General features: G+C 67.6%; 16 protein-coding genes. 10 read left to right on the top strand and 6 right to left on the bottom strand.

Annotated elements, in window-relative coordinates:
- Window positions 1-95: 95 nt before the first annotated feature.
- A complete protein-coding gene (locus RMCB_RS29655) occupies window positions 96-596 on the top strand; it encodes an Rv3235 family protein (RefSeq protein ID WP_062831599.1) in 501 nt (166 codons plus the stop codon).
- A gap of 82 nt (window positions 597-678) precedes the next feature.
- Here RMCB_RS29655 and secA read toward each other — a convergent pair whose 3' ends face one another.
- The 3 genes from secA to RMCB_RS29640 all read right to left on the bottom strand — a co-directional run bounded on the left by secA (window position 679) and on the right by RMCB_RS29640 (window position 5281).
- Entirely contained in the window at window positions 679-3534 is a 2856-nt protein-coding gene (gene secA / locus RMCB_RS29650; protein ID WP_062831598.1) for a preprotein translocase subunit SecA, read from the bottom strand.
- Between the two features lie 150 nt (window positions 3535-3684).
- Window positions 3685-4365 (bottom strand): ribosome hibernation-promoting factor, HPF/YfiA family, encoded by a 681-nt coding sequence (hpf, locus tag RMCB_RS29645; RefSeq protein ID WP_062831597.1) that lies wholly within the window; start codon window positions 4363-4365, stop codon window positions 3685-3687.
- A 286-nt stretch (window positions 4366-4651) separates the two neighbouring features.
- Window positions 4652-5281 (bottom strand): ComF family protein, encoded by a 630-nt coding sequence (locus RMCB_RS29640; RefSeq protein WP_062831596.1) that lies wholly within the window; start codon window positions 5279-5281, stop codon window positions 4652-4654.
- 115 nt (window positions 5282-5396) lie between these two features.
- Between RMCB_RS29640 and RMCB_RS29635 the strand changes: the two genes are divergently transcribed.
- The 9 genes from RMCB_RS29635 (at window position 5397) to RMCB_RS29595 (ending at window position 17653) form a co-directional block, all read left to right on the top strand.
- Complete coding sequence (locus RMCB_RS29635) at window positions 5397-8417, top strand: AfsR/SARP family transcriptional regulator (RefSeq protein WP_062831595.1); 3021 nt, start codon at window positions 5397-5399, stop codon at window positions 8415-8417.
- A gap of 220 nt (window positions 8418-8637) precedes the next feature.
- Window positions 8638-10023: an NAD-dependent succinate-semialdehyde dehydrogenase gene (locus RMCB_RS29630; protein ID WP_062831689.1), complete on the top strand. Its 1386-nt coding sequence runs from the start codon at window positions 8638-8640 to the stop codon at window positions 10021-10023.
- A 32-nt stretch (window positions 10024-10055) separates the two neighbouring features.
- Window positions 10056-11777 carry an alpha-keto acid decarboxylase family protein gene (locus RMCB_RS29625; protein WP_062831594.1) on the top strand — a complete coding sequence of 574 codons (1722 nt, stop codon included), beginning with the start codon at window positions 10056-10058 and terminating at the stop codon, window positions 11775-11777.
- A gap of 13 nt (window positions 11778-11790) precedes the next feature.
- Window positions 11791-12936 carry a VOC family protein gene (locus RMCB_RS29620; protein ID WP_062831593.1) on the top strand — a complete coding sequence of 382 codons (1146 nt, stop codon included), beginning with the start codon at window positions 11791-11793 and terminating at the stop codon, window positions 12934-12936.
- 32 nt (window positions 12937-12968) lie between these two features.
- Window positions 12969-13889 (top strand): fumarylacetoacetate hydrolase family protein, encoded by a 921-nt coding sequence (locus RMCB_RS29615; RefSeq protein WP_062831592.1) that lies wholly within the window; start codon window positions 12969-12971, stop codon window positions 13887-13889.
- Entirely contained in the window at window positions 13886-15466 is a 1581-nt protein-coding gene (mhpA, locus tag RMCB_RS29610) for a bifunctional 3-(3-hydroxy-phenyl)propionate/3-hydroxycinnamic acid hydroxylase MhpA (RefSeq protein ID WP_062831591.1), read from the top strand. Before RMCB_RS29615 ends, mhpA begins: the two co-directional genes overlap by 4 nt.
- 67 nt (window positions 15467-15533) lie before the next feature.
- Window positions 15534-16100 carry a sigma-70 family RNA polymerase sigma factor gene (locus tag RMCB_RS29605; protein ID WP_062831590.1) on the top strand — a complete coding sequence of 189 codons (567 nt, stop codon included), beginning with the start codon at window positions 15534-15536 and terminating at the stop codon, window positions 16098-16100.
- A 37-nt stretch (window positions 16101-16137) separates the two neighbouring features.
- Window positions 16138-16731, top strand: coding sequence for a carboxymuconolactone decarboxylase family protein (locus tag RMCB_RS29600; protein ID WP_062831589.1), 594 nt, complete (start codon window positions 16138-16140; stop codon window positions 16729-16731).
- A 19-nt stretch (window positions 16732-16750) separates the two neighbouring features.
- Window positions 16751-17653: a bestrophin-like domain gene (locus RMCB_RS29595; protein WP_062831588.1), complete on the top strand. Its 903-nt coding sequence runs from the start codon at window positions 16751-16753 to the stop codon at window positions 17651-17653.
- Here RMCB_RS29595 and lpqB read toward each other — a convergent pair.
- The 3 genes from lpqB to mtrA are packed head-to-tail and all read right to left on the bottom strand — an operon-like array spanning window position 17545 to window position 21631.
- Complete coding sequence (gene lpqB, locus RMCB_RS29590; protein WP_062831587.1) at window positions 17545-19305, bottom strand: MtrAB system accessory lipoprotein LpqB; 1761 nt, start codon at window positions 19303-19305, stop codon at window positions 17545-17547. The two genes, RMCB_RS29595 and lpqB, sit on opposite strands and share 109 nt — an antisense overlap.
- The gene (gene mtrB, locus RMCB_RS29585; protein ID WP_062831586.1) at window positions 19302-20948 is read right to left on the bottom strand and encodes an MtrAB system histidine kinase MtrB; all 1647 of its coding nucleotides are present in this window, start codon (window positions 20946-20948) and stop codon (window positions 19302-19304) included. Before mtrB ends, lpqB begins: the two co-directional genes overlap by 4 nt.
- Complete coding sequence (gene mtrA / locus RMCB_RS29580; RefSeq protein ID WP_029373661.1) at window positions 20945-21631, bottom strand: two-component system response regulator MtrA; 687 nt, start codon at window positions 21629-21631, stop codon at window positions 20945-20947. The genes mtrB and mtrA overlap by 4 nt, the downstream gene beginning before the upstream one ends.
- Between the last annotated feature and the right edge of the window lie 131 nt (window positions 21632-21762).

The raw sequence follows: 21762 nt of genomic DNA, 5'->3' as shown, positions 1-21762 counted from the left end.
TGGGCGCTCGGGGCACCTATTGGCCATGCGATGATGAACGGGTCTGCACCTCTCCAGCAGATGCGTCCTGTACCTGACCACCGCTGGAGATTGCCGTGCCCGTTCCCGAAACCACCCCGGCCCCGTCGTCGTTGACGTCGCCGGTGATCGACTGCGAGCCGCCCGCGTACCTGCTTGCCCCGACATCCGCGGCCGGGTCCAGGGCGAAGGCCTGCCCGACGCCCACCGCGCTGCACCGGCCGAGCCCGCGCCGGTTGCGGTTGGTCGAGCAGGCCGATCATCCGCCGCAGACCGAGGCCACCCAGTTCGCCGAGGCGGTGCTGCGCCGGGTGCTGGAGGTCGTCGACCGGCGCAGGCCACCCGCGCAGCTGCGCCCGCTGATCAGCCCGCAGGTGCTCGATGCGGTGTTGGCACTCCCCCCGGCCAGGCGGGCGGCCGCAGCCACCCTGCGCCGGGTGCGGGTACGCGCCGCACCCGGGCCCGGCGCGGCGGAGGTGTTCGCCACCTTCACGCGCGGGCCGCGGGTGCACGCCATCGCCGCCAAAATCGAATCGCACGGCGGCCGTTGGCAATTGACCGCCCTACAGGTGGGCTGATCTCCCGCCCCGCCGAGACTACGGTTGTTCGCGTCAAAACGCGGAAATCGCGCAAGAAACCGTAGTTTCGGCGAGGGAAGGGTCAGCCCTTGCGGTGCGAGCGGGTCGGCTTGCCGGTCTTGGCCTGCCTGCGCGCGGCTTCCCGACGCTCCCGTCGGCTACCGCCGCTCGGCGCGGCATGTCGGCCGCCGCCGTTACCCGAGCGCTGCACCTCCACCGAACCGTCTTCGGCCGGACCGCTGTAGGTCAACTGCGGCGCATTGTCATCGATGCCTTTGGCCCGCAGGGCGGCCGGACGTTCCTTGGTGGCCACCGCGGCAGGCTCGGCGGCGGATTCCGAGGATTCCGACGCCTTGGCCGCAGCCGCCGCGGCGAACTCGGCGAGGCCCTGCGGAGCGGCAACCGGAGCCACCTGAGCGCTGGGCGGAGCCGGGGCCGCCTCGACCTGAACGTTGAACAGGAAGCCGACCGACTCCTCCTTGAGCGCGTCGAGCATGCCGACGAACATGTCGTAGCCCTCGCGTTGGTATTCCACCAGAGGGTCGCGCTGCGCCATCGCGCGCAGGCCGATGCCCTCCTTGAGGTAGTCCATCTCGTAGAGGTGCTCACGCCACTTGCGGTCGATCACGTTGAGCAGCACGTTGCGTTCCAGCTGGCGCATGGCACCCTCGCCCGCGATCGCCTCCAGCTCCTTCTCGCGTTCGGCGTAGGCCCGCTCGGCGTCCTTGATCAGGGTGTCCCGCAACTCGTCGCGGGTGAGCTCACCGGCTTCACCCACGGCGTTGGAGTCCACCAGATCGTGGTGGTCGATGCCGACCGGGTACAGGGTCTTGAGCGCCGTCCACAGGGTTTCCAGATCCCAGTCCTCGGCGTAGCCCTCGGCGGTGGCGCCGTCGACGTAGGCGGTGATGACGTCGACGAGCATGTCGTGGGCCTGCTTCTGCAGGTTCTCGCCCTCGAGGATCATGCGGCGCTCTTCATAGATGACCTTGCGCTGCTGGTTCATCACCTCGTCATACTTGAGGACGTTCTTGCGGACCTCGAAGTTCTGCTGCTCGACCTGGGTCTGCGCGCTCTTGATGGCGCGGGTCACCATCTTGGCCTCGATCGGCACGTCGTCGGGCAGGTTGAGCCTGGTGAGCAGCGATTCCAGCGTCGCACCGTTGAACCGCCGCATGAGCTCGTCGCCCAGCGACAGGTAGAACCTGGACTCGCCCGGGTCGCCCTGGCGGCCGGACCGGCCGCGCAGCTGGTTGTCGATGCGCCGGGACTCGTGACGCTCGGTGCCCAGCACGTAGAGACCGCCCGCCGCGACGACCTTCTCGGCCTCTTCGGTCGCCTCTTCCTTGATCTTCTTGAGGGTGTCGTCCCAGGCCGCCTCGTACTCCTCGGCCGTCTCGACCGGGTCGAGACCCTGCTCGCGCAGCCGCTTGTCGGCCAGGAAATCGACGTTGCCGCCGAGGACGATGTCGGTACCGCGACCGGCCATGTTGGTGGCGACCGTGATCGCGCCGAGCCGGCCCGCCTCGGCGATGATGCCGGCTTCCTGCTCGTGGTACTTCGCGTTGAGGACGTTGTGCGGAATCTTGCGCTTGGTGAACTGCCGCGACAGGTACTCCGAGCGCTCGACGCTGGTGGTGCCGATGAGGACCGGCTGGCCCTTCTCGTAGCGTTCCGAGACGTCGTCGACGACGGCGATGTACTTGGCTTCTTCGGTCTTGTAGATCAGGTCGGACTGGTCCTGCCGGATCATCGGCTTGTTGGTGGGGATCGGCACCACACCCAGCTTGTAGATCTCGTGGAGCTCGGCGGCCTCGGTCTCGGCCGTACCGGTCATGCCGGAGAGCTTGTCGTACAGGCGGAAGTAGTTCTGCAGCGTGATGGTGGCCAGCGTCTGGTTCTCGGCCTTGATCTCGACGTGCTCCTTGGCCTCGATGGCCTGGTGCATGCCCTCGTTGTAGCGGCGGCCCAGCAGCACGCGGCCGGTGAACTCGTCGACGATGAGCACCTCGCCGTCGCGGACGATGTACTCCTTGTCGCGCTCGAACAGCTCTTTGGCCTTCAGCGCATTGTTGAGGTAGCTGACCAGCGGCGAGTTGGCGGCCTCGTACAGGTTGTCGATACCGAGCTGGTCTTCGACGAACTCCACACCCAGCTCGTGCACGCCGATGGTGCGCTTCTTGAGGTCCACCTCGTAGTGGACGTCCTTCTTCATCAACGGGGCCAGCCGGGCGAACTCGGTGTACCAGTTCGAGGCGCCGTCGGCCGGGCCGGAGATGATCAGCGGCGTCCGGGCCTCGTCGATGAGGATCGAGTCGACCTCGTCGACGATGGCGAAGTTGTGGCCGCGCTGCACCATGTCGTCGGTGGAGTGCGCCATGTTGTCGCGCAGGTAGTCGAAGCCGAACTCATTGTTGGTGCCGTAGGTGATGTCCGCGGCGTAGGCGACCCGGCGCTCCTCGGGGGTCAGCCCGGAAAGGATGACGCCCACGTCGAGGCCGAGGAAGCGGTGCACCCGGCCCATCCACTCGCTGTCGCGTTTGGCCAGGTAGTCGTTGACGGTGACGACGTGCACACCCCTGCCGCTCAGCGCGTTGAGGTAGGACGGCAGCACCGCGGTCAGGGTCTTGCCCTCACCGGTCTTCATCTCGGCGACGTTGCCGAAGTGCAGGGCTGCGCCGCCCATCACCTGGACGTCGAAGTGACGCTGACTGAGCACGCGCCACGCCGCCTCGCGGGCTACCGCGAACGCCTCGGGCAGCAGGTCGTCGAGCTCCTCGCCGTCGGCGACCCGCTTCTTGAACTCGTCGGTCTTGGCTCGCAGCTCGGCGTCGGAGAGCTTCTCGACGTCGTCGGACAAAGTGTTGACATAGTCAGCCACCTTCTTGAGGCGCTTGACCATGCGGCCTTCACCGAGACGGAGCAACTTCGACAGCACGCTATTTCCCCTGTGGGTATCGATGGATCTTTCGGTGTTGATCGTGGTCCATCGTAGGTGACCCGTCGAAATACCTGGTTGTACTCACTCGGCGAACACGAAAACGCACCCCGGATCGCTCCGGGGTGCGCTTTCGGCCGGTTCGGCGAATCAGGCCAGTCGGATGAGGCCGTAGTCGTAGGCGTGCCGCCGGTATACCACCGACGGTTTGTCGCTCTCCTTGTCATGGAAGAGGAAGAAGTCGTGGCCGACCAGTTCCATCTCGTACAGGGCGTCGTCCACGGTCATGGGCGTGGCCGGGTGTTCCTTGGTGCGGACCACGCGGCCGGGTTCGTGATCGTCGAGGCCTGCGGGTTCGGTGGCGTCGACCACCGGCTCGGCGGCGGTCTCCCCGGTCAGGTGGTCGGGCGCGGTCGCCTGGTGCAGGGATACGGGGGTCTTGTCGCCATAGTGGATCTTGCGGCGGTCCTTGCTGCGGCGCAGCCTGGCCTCAAGCTTTCCGGCTGCGGATTCGAGGGCCGCATAGAAACTGTCTGCACACGCCTCGCCGCGGACAACTGGGCCGCGGCCACGGGCAGTGATTTCGACGTGCTGGCAGTTCTTGCGTTGTCGTCGGTTGCGTTCGTGGTCAAGTTCGACGTCGAAGAGGTAGATGGTCCGGTCGAAGCGCTCCAGGCGTGACAGCTTTTCCGAGACGTAGATTCGGAAATGGTCGGGGACTTCCACGTTGCGCCCCTTGACCACAACTTCCGCGTTGGGCTCCGGGTTGGCAGCTGTGTCACGATCCTCGACCACCATCGCGGGGCCTGAATCCAGGGAATTGGTTGACATACTTGGCAACTCGTTTCTCTCACTCGTTGCACGCGATCTGCGTGCCGGGCTCTAACGAATCGCGGCGATGGGTCAGGGTTTTGTCGCTCTCCCCATCGGCGCAAGGTGTCGAGTACTCACCTCCTACCGGTGCGGTGAAGTGACGCTGTGATGGAGCGTCGCCGTGAGGTGTTCACGGGTGGTTGGTGCCGACGGTAGTCCGTGTTCACCGGTTCGTGCCACCAATTTCGACGACATGTTTGCAGTTCTTCATTTCTGTTTGATTGCGGGGTAATTGCCACCTGTGTCAGGCATGCGCGACCACCAACACGCCGGCCACGTTCGCCCCGGCGCCATGCAGGACGCGCACCGACTCGGCAGCCGTGGCACCGGTCGTCACGATGTCGTCGACGAGCAGCACCTCACCGGTCACACCGGTCACCACCCGGACCCGTCCGGCGATGTTGCGTTGCCGGGCGGTGCCCGACAGGCCGACGGAATCGCGGACCCACGGCCGCAGGCGCAGCGCCGGCACCGTCTGCACGCCGGGGCGTCCCGCGCACGCGGCGACGGCCATCGCGGTGACGGGGTCGCCTCCGCGCCGGCGCGCGGCGAGCCTGCGGGTGGGCGCAGGCACCACGGTCAGCGGGGCGTCGACGACGCCCCAGGCCAGCAGCCGGTCCAGCCCGGCCCGCAGCGCGGCCGCCAGCGGCGCCAGCAGATCCGAGCGGCCCTGCTCCTTGGCGGCCACGATGGCCCGGCGCCTGGCGCCCGCGTAGCGGCCGAGGGCGAACACCGGCACGCCGGGATCGGTGCGCGGGGCGATGAGGTGCGGTTCGTCGGCGCGAACCGTCAGCGCCGACGCGCACGCCGGGCACCACCGCGTCGACGGGGCGCCACAGCCGCCGCACTCCAGCGGCAGGATCAGGTCGAGCATGTCGGCAGTGTGCTCGACAGGGGTGACATGTGACGTCGGTGCACGCGGAGCCGCGAAGCCGATTCTCGGTGATACCCACTCGCCGCCTATAAAATTGCGCCGGACAGGAGTGGGCATGTCGGCACCGGACGTGGAGCGGCCCCGGGTCATCCGGCGCAAGATCATCGTTCCGGAGACACCGGCGGACGCGGCACCGCGCGAGCGTCTCGACCGGCTGCTCTGCCAACTAGTCCAGACCCACCGGATCATCGCGATCGCGGCGACGGCTGGAGCGGGCAAGTCGGTGGCCGCGGCCCACGCCAGCCGCACCTTCGGCAAGCCGGTCGCGTGGCTGAGCGTCGACGCCACCGACGCCGCACCCGGTCGCCTGTTGACCTATCTCGAAGAAGCACTGGCACAACAACTTCCGTCCGTGCGGGGAGTCGCCACCGGTGCGCTGGCCGCAGGTATCCCGCATGCCGAGGCGGCAGGCCTGCTCATCGACGCGGCGGCCGACACCGAGCTCGTGTTCGTACTCGACGATCTCGAGCGGTTGCAGGGATCACCGGATGCGTGGGAGGTCATCGGCTCGGTGGTGCGCTACGCCGCACCCAGCACGCGCCTGATCCTGATCAGCCGCCAACCGATCCCGGCCGAGGTCTGGTCACCCGCGCTGGCAGGCGCCGTGGCCCGCGTCGACGATGCCGATCTGGCATTCAACGTCGACGAGGCGCGCGTGGCGCTGCAGCAGCTGGGCCGCTCGGGGTCGGACGCATCCGAGGCCGTACAGGCCACCGGGGGCTGGGTGATCGGGGTGCTGTTCGAGGCGTGGCGTTCCGCCGGACACGGCAGCGGCGGCACCGACCCCGAAGCCATGGGCGCCTATCTGGGCGCACACATTCTCGGTGAGCTCGGCGCCGACGACCGGGAGTTCCTCGTCAGCACGTCGGTGCTGGACGAGGTGAGCGTCGATTCGGCGGTGGCACTGGGCATCGACGACGCCGCGCGGCGGCTGGCGTCGCTGCGACGAGCCACGATCCCCGCGCAATGGTCATCCGATCCCCTGGCCATGCGCTGCCATTCCCGGTTTCGGGAGTACCTGCGTGGACTGCTGGACCAGCGTGGCAGCACGGCCGTTCGCGAGCTGCGAGCCGCCCATGGACGGCTGCTGGCATCCAACGGGTTCCACGAAGAGGCGGTCGAAGAGCTGCTTGCGGTGAGTGCGCTCACCGATGCGTACGCCTCGGCCCGGCATGCGATTCTGCCTGTTCTCGGCCGTTTGGACTTCGCCGTGGCCGACCGCTGGATCGATGCGCTCGCACCCGTCGTCCCCGTCGGCGACGACGGATTCGCCGAGGCCCGATTGATGTTGGTCGTCGCACGCGACGACCAGCGCGACGGCGCCCGTATCGCCGACGAGTTGGCCGTTCTCGGACTGCGAGATCGACTCGCCGCGGCATCGGAGCATGCCGCCGCGCTGATGGCATGGTGCTATCTGCTGGCCGGGCGCATCGACGAGATGAACGCCGTCCTGCGCGCGGCGCCCGCGGGCCCCGACGTGAACATCGTGCGCTATGCGCTGGCGCTGGTGGATCCAGAAGGGGGCCCGGCCAGGCCCGAGCCCACCGGGGGGCTGCTCGACGGCATGCTATTCGGCATCGACTACTTCCGCGGCCGGGTGCACGAACTGACCGGCGATGCGCCGTCGCCGTGGACGCGGGCCGCCATGGGCGCCGGGCGGATCGGTGCGCTGCGCGCGACGGGACGCACCGCCGAGGCGCTACAGGAGTACGAGACGGCGGCGGGCGGGGGCTTCTTCCGCGGCGTGGTGGACTCCGTGATCGCACCGGATGTGCTGCTCGATGCCGGGCGGCCCGAGGAGGCCCGCGCCGCGCTGGCCCGCGGGAGCACGTTCATCCAGGCCAACGGATCACCGATGCTGACGGCGCTGCATCAGGTGCTTGCGGCGAAGCTCATGCTGCGCGCCGACCGCGACACCGCAGGTGCGACCGCGATTCTGAACCAGATCGAGCGCGACGCCGCCCGGCGCTACGCAGTGGTTTTCGAATTCGCCCAGACCTGGCACGGGCTCGCTGCGCTCATACGCGACGATGTGGACGGTGCCTTGTCGTCGTTGCGCGCCGCGGTCGCCGGTATGCGGTCAGGCGGCCGGATCTTGGAATTGCCCACGGCGGCGGTCTATCTGGCGGAGGCCGAGTGGCGCGCCGGCAACCCCGACGCCGCCGACCGGGCAGCCGACGTCGCACTGCAGGCCGCGCGCAGGCACGGATCCAATCACGTACTGCTGCAGGCACTTGCGGATTTCCCAGCGGTGGTGGCCCGGTGCATCGACGCGCAACCGGACGCCGATTCCGCATGGCACGCGATCGGACGCGCCCTGGCCGCCCAGGGTGTCGCAGTGGGCACCCGCATCCCGACCGCGGTCGAGTTGATCGAATTCGGCCGCACCGCAATCATTCTCGACGGCTTCGAGGTGCAGCCCAACCTGTCCAAATGCTACGAGTTGCTGAGTTTTCTGGCGGTGCGCAACGGCGCCCCGGCCGGCCGTGACGAGTTGCTCGACGCCTTGTTCGACGGCCGCGGCGACGAGTCGGCGCGCTCCTACCTGCGCAAGACGGTCATCGGCGTACGCCGCGTGCTCCCGCCCGACGCGCTGAGCGTCGGCGACGACGGTCGCGTACGCCTCGACCCGGACGTCGTCCTGGCCAGTGAATCCGCCCGCGTCGAACACGAACTCGCCGCGGCGGCGCGCCTGCAGGGCGAAGCGCTCGTGGTCGCCACCGAGCACGCGCTGGAGCCACTGGCACACGGCGACTACCTACCCGGTATCAGTTCCGCCTGGGTCGATGAGCGCCGCGATCAGCTTGCCGAGCTGGCCGCCTCGGCCCGCGCCGCCGCCGCCGACGCTGCGTTCTCCGTCGACCGTTACGACGACGCCAACCGCCTCGCCACCGCGGTGCTCGACCGCGACCCGCTGCGCGAAGCGATGTGGCGCCTGCTGATGCGCGTGCGGGCCGCCGTCGGCGACTACGACGGAGTCATCACCACGTTCGCGCACTGTGAGCGCGCACTGCAGAGCGCCGGGATCACACCCGCCGCCAGCACACGCACCCTGCTGGACCGGCTGCGCCGCTGAGATTTCGGTGAATTCCCGGCCGTCCTGATCCACGATCCCGCTGGTCGCGCCCGAAATTTTTCGGGCGCCCCGGCCCGCTTTCCACCCCCGGCGACCGACGCCGCCCCGCCGCGATTTCGGCTCTTTCCCGCCCCCGTCGGAAGCATCTGTGGCGAGCCGTGAAGGCCAGATCAGCAATGCGGCGGCAGCGGGCCGCCAAGAACCGAAGGACAGAAAACCGATGCCGTATCAGACCGTCAACCCGTTCGACAACCAGGTGCTGGCCAGCTTCGAGGAGCTGACCGACACCGAGGCCCGGCAACTTCTCACGAGGGCGCACACGACATTCGCGTCGTGGAGCCAGACGACTTTTGCGCACCGCGCCGCTGTCATCGCGCGTGCCGCGGCGATCCTGCGCGAGCGGGCCGACGAGTTCGCCCGGCTGCTGACCCTGGAGATGGGCAAGCTCTACGCCGAGGCCCTCGGTGAGGTCGAACTCAGCGCGCAGATCCTCGACTACTACGCGGTGAACGCCGAGACGTTCCTGGCCCCCGAGCCGCTGGAAACCGCGGGCGATGACAACGCCATGCTGGTCAGCGCGCCGCTGGGCGTCATCCTCGGCGTGCAGCCGTGGAACTTCCCGTACTACCAGCTGGCGCGGGTGGCCGGGCCGAACCTCATGGCAGGCAACGTCGTCATGGTCAAGCACGCGTCCAACGTGCCCCAGGCGGCCGCCGCCTTCGAGGCTCTGCTCGCCGAGGCCGGTGCACCGGCGGGTGCCTACACCAACCTCTACGCCACCAAGGATCAGATCAACCTGCTGATCGACGATCCGCGGGTGCGCGGGGTCGCGCTCACCGGCAGCGAAGGCGCAGGCGCGGTCGTCGCGGCGCGCGCGGGCCGGAATCTCAAGAAGTCCACCATGGAACTCGGCGGTTCGGATGCGTTCATCGCGCTGGCCGACTGTGACCTGGACAAGACGGTCCAGTGGGCGTTGCACGGCCGGGTCTTCAACGGTGGGCAGTGCTGCGTGGCCTCCAAGCGCATCGTCGTCGTCGACGAGATCGCCGACGAGTTCCTGACGAAGTTCCAGGATGCGATGTCCGGGTTGACGGCCGGAGATCCGTTCGACGCGGCCACCACGCTGGCGCCGATGTCCAGCCAGAAGGCCGCCGACGACCTCAACGCACAGATCACTGCCGCCGTGGAAGCAGGCGCCAAGGCGATCGTGTGCGGCGAGCCGGTGCCCACCACGGGTGCGTTCGTACAGCCGACGATCCTGACCGACATCGCGCCCGGAAACCCGGCGTACTACGAGGAGTTCTTCGGGCCGGTGGCGCTGTTCTTCCGGGTCGCCGACGAGGACGAGGCTGTGCGGCTGGCCAACGACTCCCGCTTCGGGCTGGGCGGGTCGGTGTTCACCAAGGATGTCACCCGCGGCATCGAGATCGCCAAGCGCATCGACACCGGCATGGTCAACATCAACCATCCCGCCCGCCTGAAGGCCGACCTGCCCTTCGGCGGCGTCAAGATTTCGGGCTACGGCCACGAACTCGCCCACCTGGGCATCGAGGAGTTCGTGAACAAGAAGCTCATCAACGTCGTGCCGATCGACGCCCCGGCCTGACCAATCCCCCACTGAGACAAGGAAAGACAATCATGGCTGACTTCACCGTGGGCAAGTACCTGGCGGCCCGGCTCGAGCAGATCGGACTCAAGCACTACTTCATGGTCCCCGGGGACTACAACCTGGTGCTGCTCGACGAGCTGCTGACCAACGAGAACCTTGAGCAGATCGGCTGCTGCAACGAGCTCAACGCCGCCTACGCCGCCGAGGGCTACGCCCGGGTCAACGGGGCCGGCGCCGTGTTCACCACCTACAACGTGGGCGCGTACTCCGCGCTCAACGGTGTCGCGGGCGCGTACGCCGAACGGCTGCCGGTGATCTTCGTGTCCTCCGGGCCCAACACCAATGACCCTGTGGCGAACCACATCATGCACCACACGATGGGCACCCACGACTTCTCCGATCAATACGAGGTGTGCCGGCAGGTGACCTGCGACGCGGTGCGCATCCTGCACGCCGACAACGCGCCGACACTGATCGACCAGGCGATCAGCACCGCACTGCGCGAGCGCAAGCCGGTGTACATCGAGATCGCGTGCAACCTGTCGGCGGCGCCATGCCCCGAGCCCGCACCCGTCGACATGACCCTGGCCTCGACGATGCTGTCCTGGCAGCCCACCAACCCGCAGGCCCTGACCGGCGCCGTCGACCAGGCCCGCCAACTGCTGGAGAAGGCGAAGAAACCGGTCCTGCTGGCCGGGGCGCACCTGCGCTCCTACGGCGCGGTCGACGCCTTCCGGGAGTTGGCCGAGGCACTGGGCTGCGCCGTGGCGGTGATGCCGAACGCCAAGGGTTTCTTCCCCGAGGACCATCCGCAGTACGCCGGCATCTACTGGGGCGAGGTCAGCACGCCGGGTTGTCAGGCCATCGTCGACTGGGCGGACCTGATCGTCGCGGCAGGGCCGGTGTTCTCCGACTACACCACCGTGGGGTGGAGCGCGCAGCCTGCCCAGCAGCGGATGATCAGCGCCGAGCCGCAGGTCGTGCGGTTCGACGGCGCTGAATACACCGGTGTCGCGCTGGCCGACTTCCTGTCGGATCTGGCCAAGAAGGTCACCGGCAACGACGCCACCCTGCGGCAGTTCCATCGCTTGCGGGGGGCCGCGCCCGCCGCGGCACCGGCACCGGCACCGGAGGTCGACGCCGACACCCCGTTGAGCCGACGTGAACTCTGGCGTCAGATCGAGGCCGACCTCGATGCGCATTCCACGCTGCTGGTGGAGACCGGCATCTCGTGGTGGGACGGCGTGTACACCCGGCTGCCCGGCGGTGCGCGATTCGAGATCGAGATGCAGTGGGGCTCCATCGGCTGGTCAGTGCCCGCCGCCTTCGGCTACTCGCTCGGTCTGGAACCCGGCCGGCGCCTTGTCGCCGCGATCGGCGACGGGTCTTTCCAGCTGACCGCCCAGGAGGTGTCCAACATGATCCGCCACGGTCAGGAGATCCTGATCTACCTGGTCAACAACCGTGGCTACGTGATCGAGTCGGCGATCCATGACGGCCCCTACAACTACTACAAGAACTGGGATTACGCCGGGCTGATCGACGTGTTCAACGCCGACGACGGCCGCGGGCTGGGGCTGACCGCCACCACCCCGGCAGAACTGGCCGACGCGATCGCCACGGCCCGGGCCCACCGTGGTGGTCCGGTGCTCATCGAATGCCAGATCCCCAACGAGGACGCCGGCCCCGAGGTCATCTCCTGGGGGTCCAAGGTCGCCCACGTCAATTCCCGTCCCGCCCAACACATCTGAGAGAGACACACTCATGACTGACCAACTCATCGGAGCCCACAACGCCCACAACGACCTGCACAGCGAGCAGGGTGCCCGCCCCGGAGAACACCCGGGCCGCAGCGCCAACCCGATCATCAAGGTGACCGACGTCGCCTGGCTGGAGTTCGAGAAACCCGACCTGGTCAAGGCCGAGGCCTTCGCGCAGTCGTTCGGGTTCGCGACGGCGCTGCGCACCAGCGACGAACTGCATCTGCGCGGCAGCGATGCCGATGCGCCGTGCGTGCTGATCCGCCGCGGCCACCGCGAGAAATTCCTCGGCCCGGCATTCGTCGCCGCGGAGCAGTCCGATCTGGTGCGGCTGGCCGACGCGACCGGTACCACCGTCCGCCCGCTACCGGATTCGCTGGGTGGGCTGACCGTGGATCTCGTTGACCCGAGCGGTCTTCCGGTGCGGGTGGTGTCGGGCACCCATCAGCTCGACACGTTGCCGGCACAGGCCCCGCACGTGTTCAACTTCGGCCACGAGGTGGCCCGGGCCAACGCCACCCAGCGTCCACCGCGGGTGCCCGCCACCGTGCAGCGGCTCGGCCACATCGTGGTGCAGACCCCGAAGTACATCGAGGCGCTCAACTGGTACCTGGAGAAGCTGGGCATGATCGTCAGCGACTTCTGCTTCTACCCGGGCCAGCGCGACCGCGGCCCGATCATGAGCTTCATCCGCTGCGACCGCGGATCGCTGCCCGCCGATCATCACACCCTGGCGATGGCGCTGGGCCCGGTGAACCGCTACGTGCACTCGGCGTACCAGGTAGCCGATCTCGACGCATTGGCAGCCGGCGGCGAATACCTGCGCGAGCGAGGGTATTTCCGCTCGTGGGGCATCGGCAGGCATATCCAGGGCAGCCAGATCTTCGACTACTGGCGCGATCCGGACGGCTTCCTGGTCGAGCACTTCGCCGACGGCGACATGTTCGACAACACGCTGGAGCCCGGTTGGGCCCCGTTGGCTGCCTCCGGCCTGTACCAGTGGGGACCTCCGCCGAGCCGCGACTTCCTGGGCGTCGGGTCCGCGCGCGAGACCGCGAGTGAACTGGCCGCCATGGTCGACGCACTGCGCCACGACAACGAATTCGACCTGTCCGCCCTGCGCGGGCTGTTCGCCGTGGCGAATTCCTGATCCGCACAACACAACTCACACAAGGAGCCATCATGACCATCTCAATCCTGCGCACCGCCGACGCCTGGTGGGTGCACACCGTCTCGGGTGCGGCCCGCGTCGACACCGACGCCGCGACCACCCGCGAACTGCTGGCGGACCGCGCGGCCATCGCCGCTGCGGCCGCGAGCGCCGGTACCGTCCCGGTGGACAGCCTGCAGCTGCTGTCGCCCATCACCACCCCGTGCCGGGTGGTCGCTCAGGCCACCAACTTCGCCTCGCACGTCAGGGACGTCGGCCGCGACCCCGCCAAGACGTCACTGACGTTCTTCCGCAAGGCATCCGGCTCGGTCACCGGACCGTTCGGGGACGTCATCAAACCCGCGCACGTCATGCTGCTCGACTACGAGGTGGAGATCGGCCTGGTGATCGGCCGCGCACTGCCCGTCGGCACCGAGGTCACCGAGGCCAACCTGGCCGACTTCGTGGTCGGCCTCGTGCTCACCAACGACATCTCGGCGCGCGACGTCCAGCTGTCCAAAATGCAGTTCTTCGAATCGAAGTCGTACCCCACGTTCACGCCGGTCGGGCCCGCGCTGGTACTGCTCGACGCCGACGAACTCGCGCGGTTCGGCGAGCTACGGTTGCAGCTGTCGGTCAACGGAGCAACGCGGCAGGACATGCTCGTCGCGGGCGACATCATGTTCCCTCCCGTGCAAGCGCTGCAAGCGCTTTCGAAGTTCCAGGAGCTCGAGCCGGGTGACATCGTGCTCACCGGCACCCCGGTGGGCACCGCGCTCACCACGCACGGTATCGCCCCGAAGGGCGACATCGACCTCGCCGCGTTCCTGGCCGGGCAGGCCGCGCACAATCCGAACTATCTGCATGACGGCGACGTGATCGAAGCCACCGTCGCCACCGACGACGGCGCCATCGATCTCGGGGTCCAGCGCAATGTGGTGGTGTACAAATGACCGCGCACAACACGGCCCTGCCGGAATTCGTCCCGGTCGTGATCATCGGTGCCGGCCCCGCCGGCATCGCCGCCGCGACCCTGCTCGGCCAGTACGGCGTCGAAACCCTCGTGCTGGACCGCCATGAGACCGTCTACCCGCTGCCGCGGGCGGTCCACGCCGACGACGAGGTTTTCCGCATCCTGGCCCGGCTGGGAGTCGGCGAGGAGTTCGCCGCCCACAGCAGGCCCGCGCACGGCCTTCGACTCGTCGATTCCCAGATGCGGGTCCTCAGCGAAATCTCGCGCGGCACGGAACCCAGTGTGGCCCACGGGTTCCCGCAGATGAACATGTTCGACCAGCCCGAGCTGGAAGTGATGCTGCGCGCGAACGTCAAGCACTACCCCACCGTGACCGTCCACGGCAACGTGGAGGTCACGTCGGTCACCCAGAACCAACCGGGCCGCGTACGGGTGAGCTTCCTCGACCGCGTGCGCGGTGGTGAGCAGAGCGTGCAGGCCAACTACGTGCTCGGCTGCGACGGCGCGAACAGCGCGACCCGCGCCGCGATCGGCGCGCATCTGTACGGGTTACCGTTCACCCAGAACTGGCTGGTCATCGACGTCAACACCGAGGCAGCACTCGACCAGTGGGAGGGCTGCCACCAGCTGTGCAACCCGCAGCGCGCCGGGACGTACATGCGGATCTCAGAAACCCGCTACCGCTGGGAATTTCAGCTGCTCGACGGCGAGACCGTGGCCGACTACCAGAGCCTCGCCGACGTCGAGACGTTGATCAGGCCCTGGCTGCGCGACATCCCGATCCACGCGTTGGAGCTGGTGCGGTCGACCGCCTACACGTTCCGCGCGCAAGTGGCCAGCCGCTGGCGTGATCGCAACGTGTTCATCCTCGGTGACGCCGCCCACCTGACGCCGCCGTTCGTCGGCCAAGGCATGGCAGCCGGCTTGCGGGATGCCCTGAACCTCACCTGGAAACTCGTTGGGGTGCTTGACAAGAGCCTGCCGGAAAGCGTGCTCGACACCTACGAGCAGGAACGCAAGCTACACGTGGCCGCCATGATCCTGATGGCCGTGTCGGTGGGTACCGCGATGACCGGTGGCGGCCGCGCCGGGGATCTGATCCGCCAGGTGGTGTTCCCGCGCATGCAGGGCCTGCGCCTGCCGGGCACCAGGGCCAGCGCGGTCGAGGGGGTCACTCCCGGCCTGCGCAGTTCGGACCTCGTGATCAAATCGCGCAGGCGCGGCGGGCTGGCCGGCACCCTGTGTCCCAATCCGGTACTCAGCGATGGCGTGTCGTTCGACGAGATGGTGGGTAATCGGTTCGCGCTCGTCACCTCTGTGCCGCTCACGGATGCGCAACGAGGAGAACTCGACAGCCGCGGAACAGTCGTGGTGGCGGCCTCCGCCGGCAGCGAACTCGCCCGGTGGCTGCGCGAAGGACGGGCCACGGCCGCCATCGTCCGGCCCGACCGGACGGTCATGCAGGCGAGCGTTGACACGGCGGCCATCTGCCGTGCCGTGCCCGCGTTCGCCGGGACACGTGGCGCGCCGGTGGGTTACGACAGCTCGGCACGATGACCGATGTGCACGCCGACACGCGGAAGACGACCTATCGAACAATCTCCCAGAAGAAAGTAGTCACATCATGGATATTGCCGCGGTTGCGGATGCCGGGCCGGTTGAACTGGCTGCGCGATTTCAGCGAGACGTCGAACCACTGCGCCATACGCTGTACCGCCGGGCCATGAGCTTGTGCCGCAATCATGCGGATGCCGAGGATCTGGTACAGGAGACGATGATCAAGGCGTACAGCGGTTTTCACACGTTCACGCCGGGCACCAACCTCAAGGCGTGGCTCAGCCGGATCATGACCAATACCCATATCAGCGGCTACCGCCGCAGCCAACGGCAACCGATTTCGTATTCGATGGAAGGGCTCTCCGACGAAGAGCTGGTGAACCATGCACAGCGCAGCGGAGCCGGACCGGTCTCGGCCGAGGACGAGGCGCTGGCAGCGTTGCCGCACACCGAAATCAACGCGGCGCTGCAGGCGTTGCCCCGGCAGTTCCGGGCAGTGGTGTACTACGCCGACGTCGAGGGCATGCCACACCGGGACATCGCCGACATCATGGGTACCCCGCGCGGAACGGTGATGTCACGAATCGCGCGTGGACGACAACACCTCCGCAGGCAGCTGACCGCAGTCCCATAGAAGCACAACGCACACAACAGAACTGGAGAATATTCAGATGACCGAACACCAGACCGGCCTCGGCGGCCGGCTGCCACTGGCAGATCCTGCCGACCTCAGTGCAACGCAACGGGAACTCTTCGACAAGATGACGAGCACCGTGGTGCCGTGGGCCGACGAGACCGGATGCCACAGCACCACCGCCGACGGACGATTCATCGGCCCGTTCAACCCGGCGTTGCACAATCCGGAGATGACATCCGCGGCCGCTTCGCTGCTGCTGGGCGAGCGGGAGCACACGTCGCTGAGCCCGCGGGTGCGCGAAGTGGTGATTCTCGCCGTCGGCGCGGCCTGGCAGTCCGAGTACGAGATGTACGCGCACGCGGCCGCCGCGCGCAAAGTCGGCCTCTCCGAGGACGCCATCCGGGCGCTGGTCAGCGGCGCCGTGCCGGATGACGTGAGCAAGGACGAGACGATCGCCGCGGAACTCACCCGCCAGCTCTCAACCGCTCACCGGGTCGACGAAGCGCTCTACCGGCAGGCCGAAACATGTTTCGGGGCAAAGGGATTGACTGATATCGCGATGTTGATCGGCATCTATCACACGGTCAGCCTCACGCTCAATCTGTTCGAGGTACCCGCACCGCGGTAAGCGGTGCGGTGACACCACGATGGCGAGCTTTCTGCGGGCGTTGGCCATGTTCGCCCTTCTGTGCGGCAGCACCGCCACCGGCCTCCTGTTACGGTGCCAGTTGCTCGGGGATTCCACCGAGAAGGCCGGGGCCGATTCCACGAATCTGGTGATCTCGTTCCTCGTGACCATCACTGCCATCGTCATCGGCCTGCTCATCAACTCGACGAAGAGTTTCATCGATGCCACCGAACACCGGTGGGCGGTGTTCGCCGGGCAACTGCTGCAGCTGGATCAGTCCTTGCGAAACTACGGACCGGAGTCGGAACCGACGCGGCGACAGCTCCAGAGCTTCACCGCCGGTGGGATCGCCAATTTCTGGCGGGCAGATACGATTCCGGCCGGTGTGTCGTACCCGGACGTGCGCCGGCTGTCCCGAGACGACGCAAAGCAGGTCCTCACCGAACTTCTCTCCCGGATCGAGCTGGGGATCATCCGATTGGCGCCGGCCGATCCGTTGCACGAACGGCTGGCGGGCGATTGCTTCGACCAGTTGAAAGAGCTTGCCAGGGCGCGTTGGTCGCTGCTGCTGGCCCCGCAGAGTTCGCTGCCACCGGCATTCCTGCGAGCGCTGATCTCGTGGTTGATGATGATCTTCGCGTGCTTCGGAATGCGGACGCCGGCCGACCCTTTTGTCGTCATCATGGTTGTCCTGGCGGCGATCACGTTGAGCAGCATGATCTTTGCGATCATCGATATCGTCGATCCGTACAAGGGGCTGTACAACATCTCGAGCAAGAACATGCATCAGGCCCTGGACGCGATGCTCGGCCGTCAGCCCGGCAACACCGGCATCGCGCCAGGCACCATCAACGGGCGCACCTCCGACCAGCCTGGGTTGTCATTGCTGGCCGACGCCGAAAGTTGCAGCACGCCACGCTGATCGGCCACATACACCGTCGACGGGTTGGCCGCGACGGTGGTCACCGGCATCACCAGGTTGCGGCTCGGGCCGTCGGAGTTGACGCCGTCGATGTTGACGTAGGACACCGGATGCTGCGCGTCGGTGCGGGAGACCACGATGTCGTCGCCGGTCCGCCAGGCCAGCGACACCACGGTGTTGCCCATCCCGAAGCCGAGCCGGCGCGGGTACGTCAGCTGGAACTGCCCGTCCTGGTTCTGCTCGACCCCGGCCAGGATCACCTGGCCGTTGATGACCATCGCCGCCCGGGTGCCGTCGCGGGACAATTGCAGGTCGGCGATCGGGCCCGGATAGCGCGTGGCCACGGCAGTCGTGTCCACCGGGATCCGGCCCGGGGCACCGGACGCGTCCTGGATCGCCCGCACCACGTTGATGCCGTCGACCACCACCCAGACCGCCTGGTCCAAGGCCCAGCTCGGGCGCGACAGTGTCCGGCCTTCCAGGGCCTGCGCCGCGGTGCCGCCCAGCGGGCCGATCCACAGCGTGGCGGGGGGGCTGGGAGCGCCCGGCGGCACGACGACCACCGACGCGGCCTCCTGACCGTTGCGCGACACCGAGGCCGAGACCTGGTTGGGGGCCAACCCGAAGGAACCCGCGACGCGCGGCGCCTCCTGGCCCTCCAGCGAGACGAGCGACCCGCCCACCAGCGCGTGCAGACCCGCTGCCGCGCCGGGGGCGGCCCCCGGATCGGTGGCGGCGACGTCGGAGGTCTCCCAGCCGTCGGCGAACCGGTCGTCCAGCGGCGCTCCGTCGGCGTTGATCACGTACGGCCCGCTGATACCCGCTCGCGCCAGGGTCCAGATGATCTGTGCGGCCAGCAGCTGCCTGCTGTGCGGATCTGCGGCCGAGAGGTTCTCCAGGTCGATGCGGGCGCCACCGTAGCCGCGGCCCACGCCGGTCTTGCCGCCGTCCGCGCGGGTGACGGGCCCACGCAGTTTCAGCTGAGCGCCGAGCAGGTTGTGCACCGACTTGGCCATCTCCGGGCGCGGGCCGGCGATCAGTTTCGTCACCAACTCGGTGGCCAGCTGGTCGGGGTCGGACACCGCGACGTAACGCGGATCCGGTACCACGGTGTTGCCGGTCGGGTCGACGAAATACAGGTTGTTGCGCTTGTAGGTCGACTGAAACTGTTGCCAGTCAAGGAAAACCCCGTTGGGCAGCCGGTCGATGCGCCACCCGCCGCTGGTCTTGACCAGTTCGATCGGTCCCGGGTCGGGCAGCGCGCCCTCCCCCGTCTCGAACACGCCGAGGTCGGAGAACGACCCGAGGATGTCGGCGTGCATGGTCACCGAAACCCGGTCAGAGCTGCGGGTTTCGACGAACACCACGCGGTCGATCAGCAGGGCGCTGCCCGCGTCGTCCCACGAGCTCGACGCCGATTCGGTGAGGAACTGCCGCGCCGCGAGATGGCGATTGGCGGGATCGGCCGTGGCCTTGAGGAATTCCCGCAGCAACACGTCGGGATCCATCTCGGGCGACGGCTTGGGCAGGTTCTGCGGTGCGGGGCGCTCGACGGTTCCGATCGCCTGCGGCGAGGACGTGTTGGGAATTCCGGCGCAACCCGACGTGAGCACCACCAGGCCGACGATCGACGCGGCCAGCAGGCGCTTCACACGTTCTCCTCTTCCCTGACCGGCCGACGCGGGTTATGTTGCGGTTCAATCGGTTTGAGCGGCAGTGGACTCGCGGTCACCTTGTGCCCACGGACCAGCGGCAGGGTCAGCCGGAAGCAGGCGCCCTTACCCGGCTCGCCCCACGCCTCGAGCCTGCCCTGGTGCAACCGCGCATCCTCGATGCTGATGGCCAGGCCCAGGCCGGTGCCGCCGGAGCGCCGCACGCGCGACGGATCGGACCGCCAGAATCTGCTGAACACCAGCTTCTCCTCGCCGGGGCGCAGCCCGACACCGAAGTCACGGACGGTGACGGCGACGGTGTCCTCGTCGGCGGCCATGCGGATCTGCACCGGCTTGTGTTCGGCGTGGTCGATCGCGTTGGCGATGAGATTGCGCAGAATGCGCTCCACCCGACGCGGATCCACCTCGGCGATCACTTCCGTGGCCGGCATGTCGACGTCGAGTTCGATGGCGGCATCGGCGGCCAGGTGCCCGACGTTGTCCAGGGCGCTTCGCACGGTGCTGCGCAGATCCACCGACTCGACCGACAGTTCGGCGACACCGGCGTCGTGGCGCGAGATCTCCAACAGATCGGCCAGCAGCGTCTCGAACCGGTCGAGTTCGTTGACCATCAACTCGGTGGAGCGGCGCAGTGCCGGGTCGAGATCGTCGCTGTGGTCATAGATCAGATCGGCCGCCATCCGCACCGTGGTGAGCGGGGTGCGCAGCTCATGGCTCACGTCAGAGGTGAAGCGGCGCTGCAGGTTACCGAATTCCTCGAGCTGCTGAATCTGCCGGGACAGGCTCTCGGCCATATCGTTGAACGACACCGCGAGGCGGGCCATGTCGTCCTCGCCGCGCACGGGCATCCGCTCGGTGAGGTGGCCCTCCGCGAACCGCTCCGCGATGCGCGACGCCGACCGCACCGGCTGCACGATCTGACGGGCCACCAGCAGTGCGATGGCCGCCAGCAACCCGAGCAGCACGATGCCGCCGGTGGCCATGGTGCCGCGCACCAGCGAGATGGTGCTTTCCTCGTTGTTCAGCGGAAAGATCAGGTACAGCTCAAGATTGGGCACCGACGACGACGCCGGGGTGCCCACCACGAGGGCCGGCCCGGAAAACCCGTCGGTGCGGACCGTGGTGTATTGGTAGCTGACCTGCCCGGCCTTGACGAAGTCACGTAATGCGTTGGGCACCTGGGCGACCGGGCCCGCCGACGTGGCCGCGCGGGGTCCGTCGCCGGGGACCACGAGGACCGCGTCGAACGCGCCTGCGAGGTCACCACGCACATCGGCCTTGCGGTCGACGAGGGTGTTGCGAGCCAGCTGCAGGCTGCTGTCCAGGGACCGCGACTCTTCCCCACCGACGATGCCGCTCACGGTGTTTCGGGCGCGCTCGACCTCTTCAGTGGCGGCCTTGACCTTGACTTCCAGAATCCGGTCAGTGATCTGACTGGTCAGCACGAATCCCAGCACCAGGATGACGGCAAGCGAGAGCCCGAGCGTCAGCGTCACCACCCGCAACTGCAGCGAGCGGCGCCAAATCAGACCAACAGCCCTGCCCAGCGTCCCCAATCCGCGCAGTAGTGGGCCGGAACCTCCCCAGCGCCCACGAATGCGCCGTCTGGAACCAAAGATCACGGGGGTCCGGCCTTGTATCCCACTCCTCGAACGGTCAGCACCACCTGCGGGTTCTCCGGGTCTTTCTCGACCTTGGCCCGCAACCGCTGGACATGCACGTTCACCAAACGGGTGTCAGCGGGGTGGCGATATCCCCACACCTGTTCGAGCAGCACATCACGAGTAAACACCTGCCGCGGTTTCCGCGCCAAGGCCACGAGCAGGTCGAACTCCAGCGGTGTCAGCGAAATCTGTTCGCCTTGGCGGGTCACCTTGTGAGCCGGAACGTCGATCTCGACGTCGCTGATCGAGAGCAGCTCGGCCGGTTCATCTTCGTTGCGACGCAAGCGCGCCCGCACCCGGGCCACCAATTCCTTGGGCTTGAACGGCTTCATCACGTAGTCGTCGGCGCCGGACTCCAGTCCGAGCACCACGTCAACGGTGTCGGTCTTGGCGGTCAGCATGACGATCGGTACACCGGAATCGGCGCGCAGCACGCGGCAGACGTCGATGCCGTTCATACCGGGCAACATCAGGTCCAGTAGAACCAGATCCGGTCGCAGCTCGCGGACGGCGGTGAGCGCCTGGCTGCCGTCGCCGATGACCGCGGTGTCGAAACCCTCACCACGCAACACGATGGTGAGCATCTCGGCCAGCGATGGGTCGTCGTCTACGACAAGGATCCTTTGCCTCATGGAGTCCATGGTGTCACCAGAATGCGATAAAACTCGGGTACCACACGCGGTGATCTTGGGTTCCACCCGCTGCCGAGCCCCGAAACCGACGATTTTGTCGTCCGCAGGGGTCCTCGAGTCGCAGAAAGGTCAGTTTCGCG

It is taken from the genome of Mycolicibacterium brisbanense (assembly GCF_001570425.1).
GTDB lineage: Bacteria > Actinomycetota > Actinomycetes > Mycobacteriales > Mycobacteriaceae > Mycobacterium > Mycobacterium brisbanense.
The sequence above is the reverse complement of the archived record's forward strand: the minus strand, read 5'-3'. Positions and strand labels throughout refer to the sequence as shown.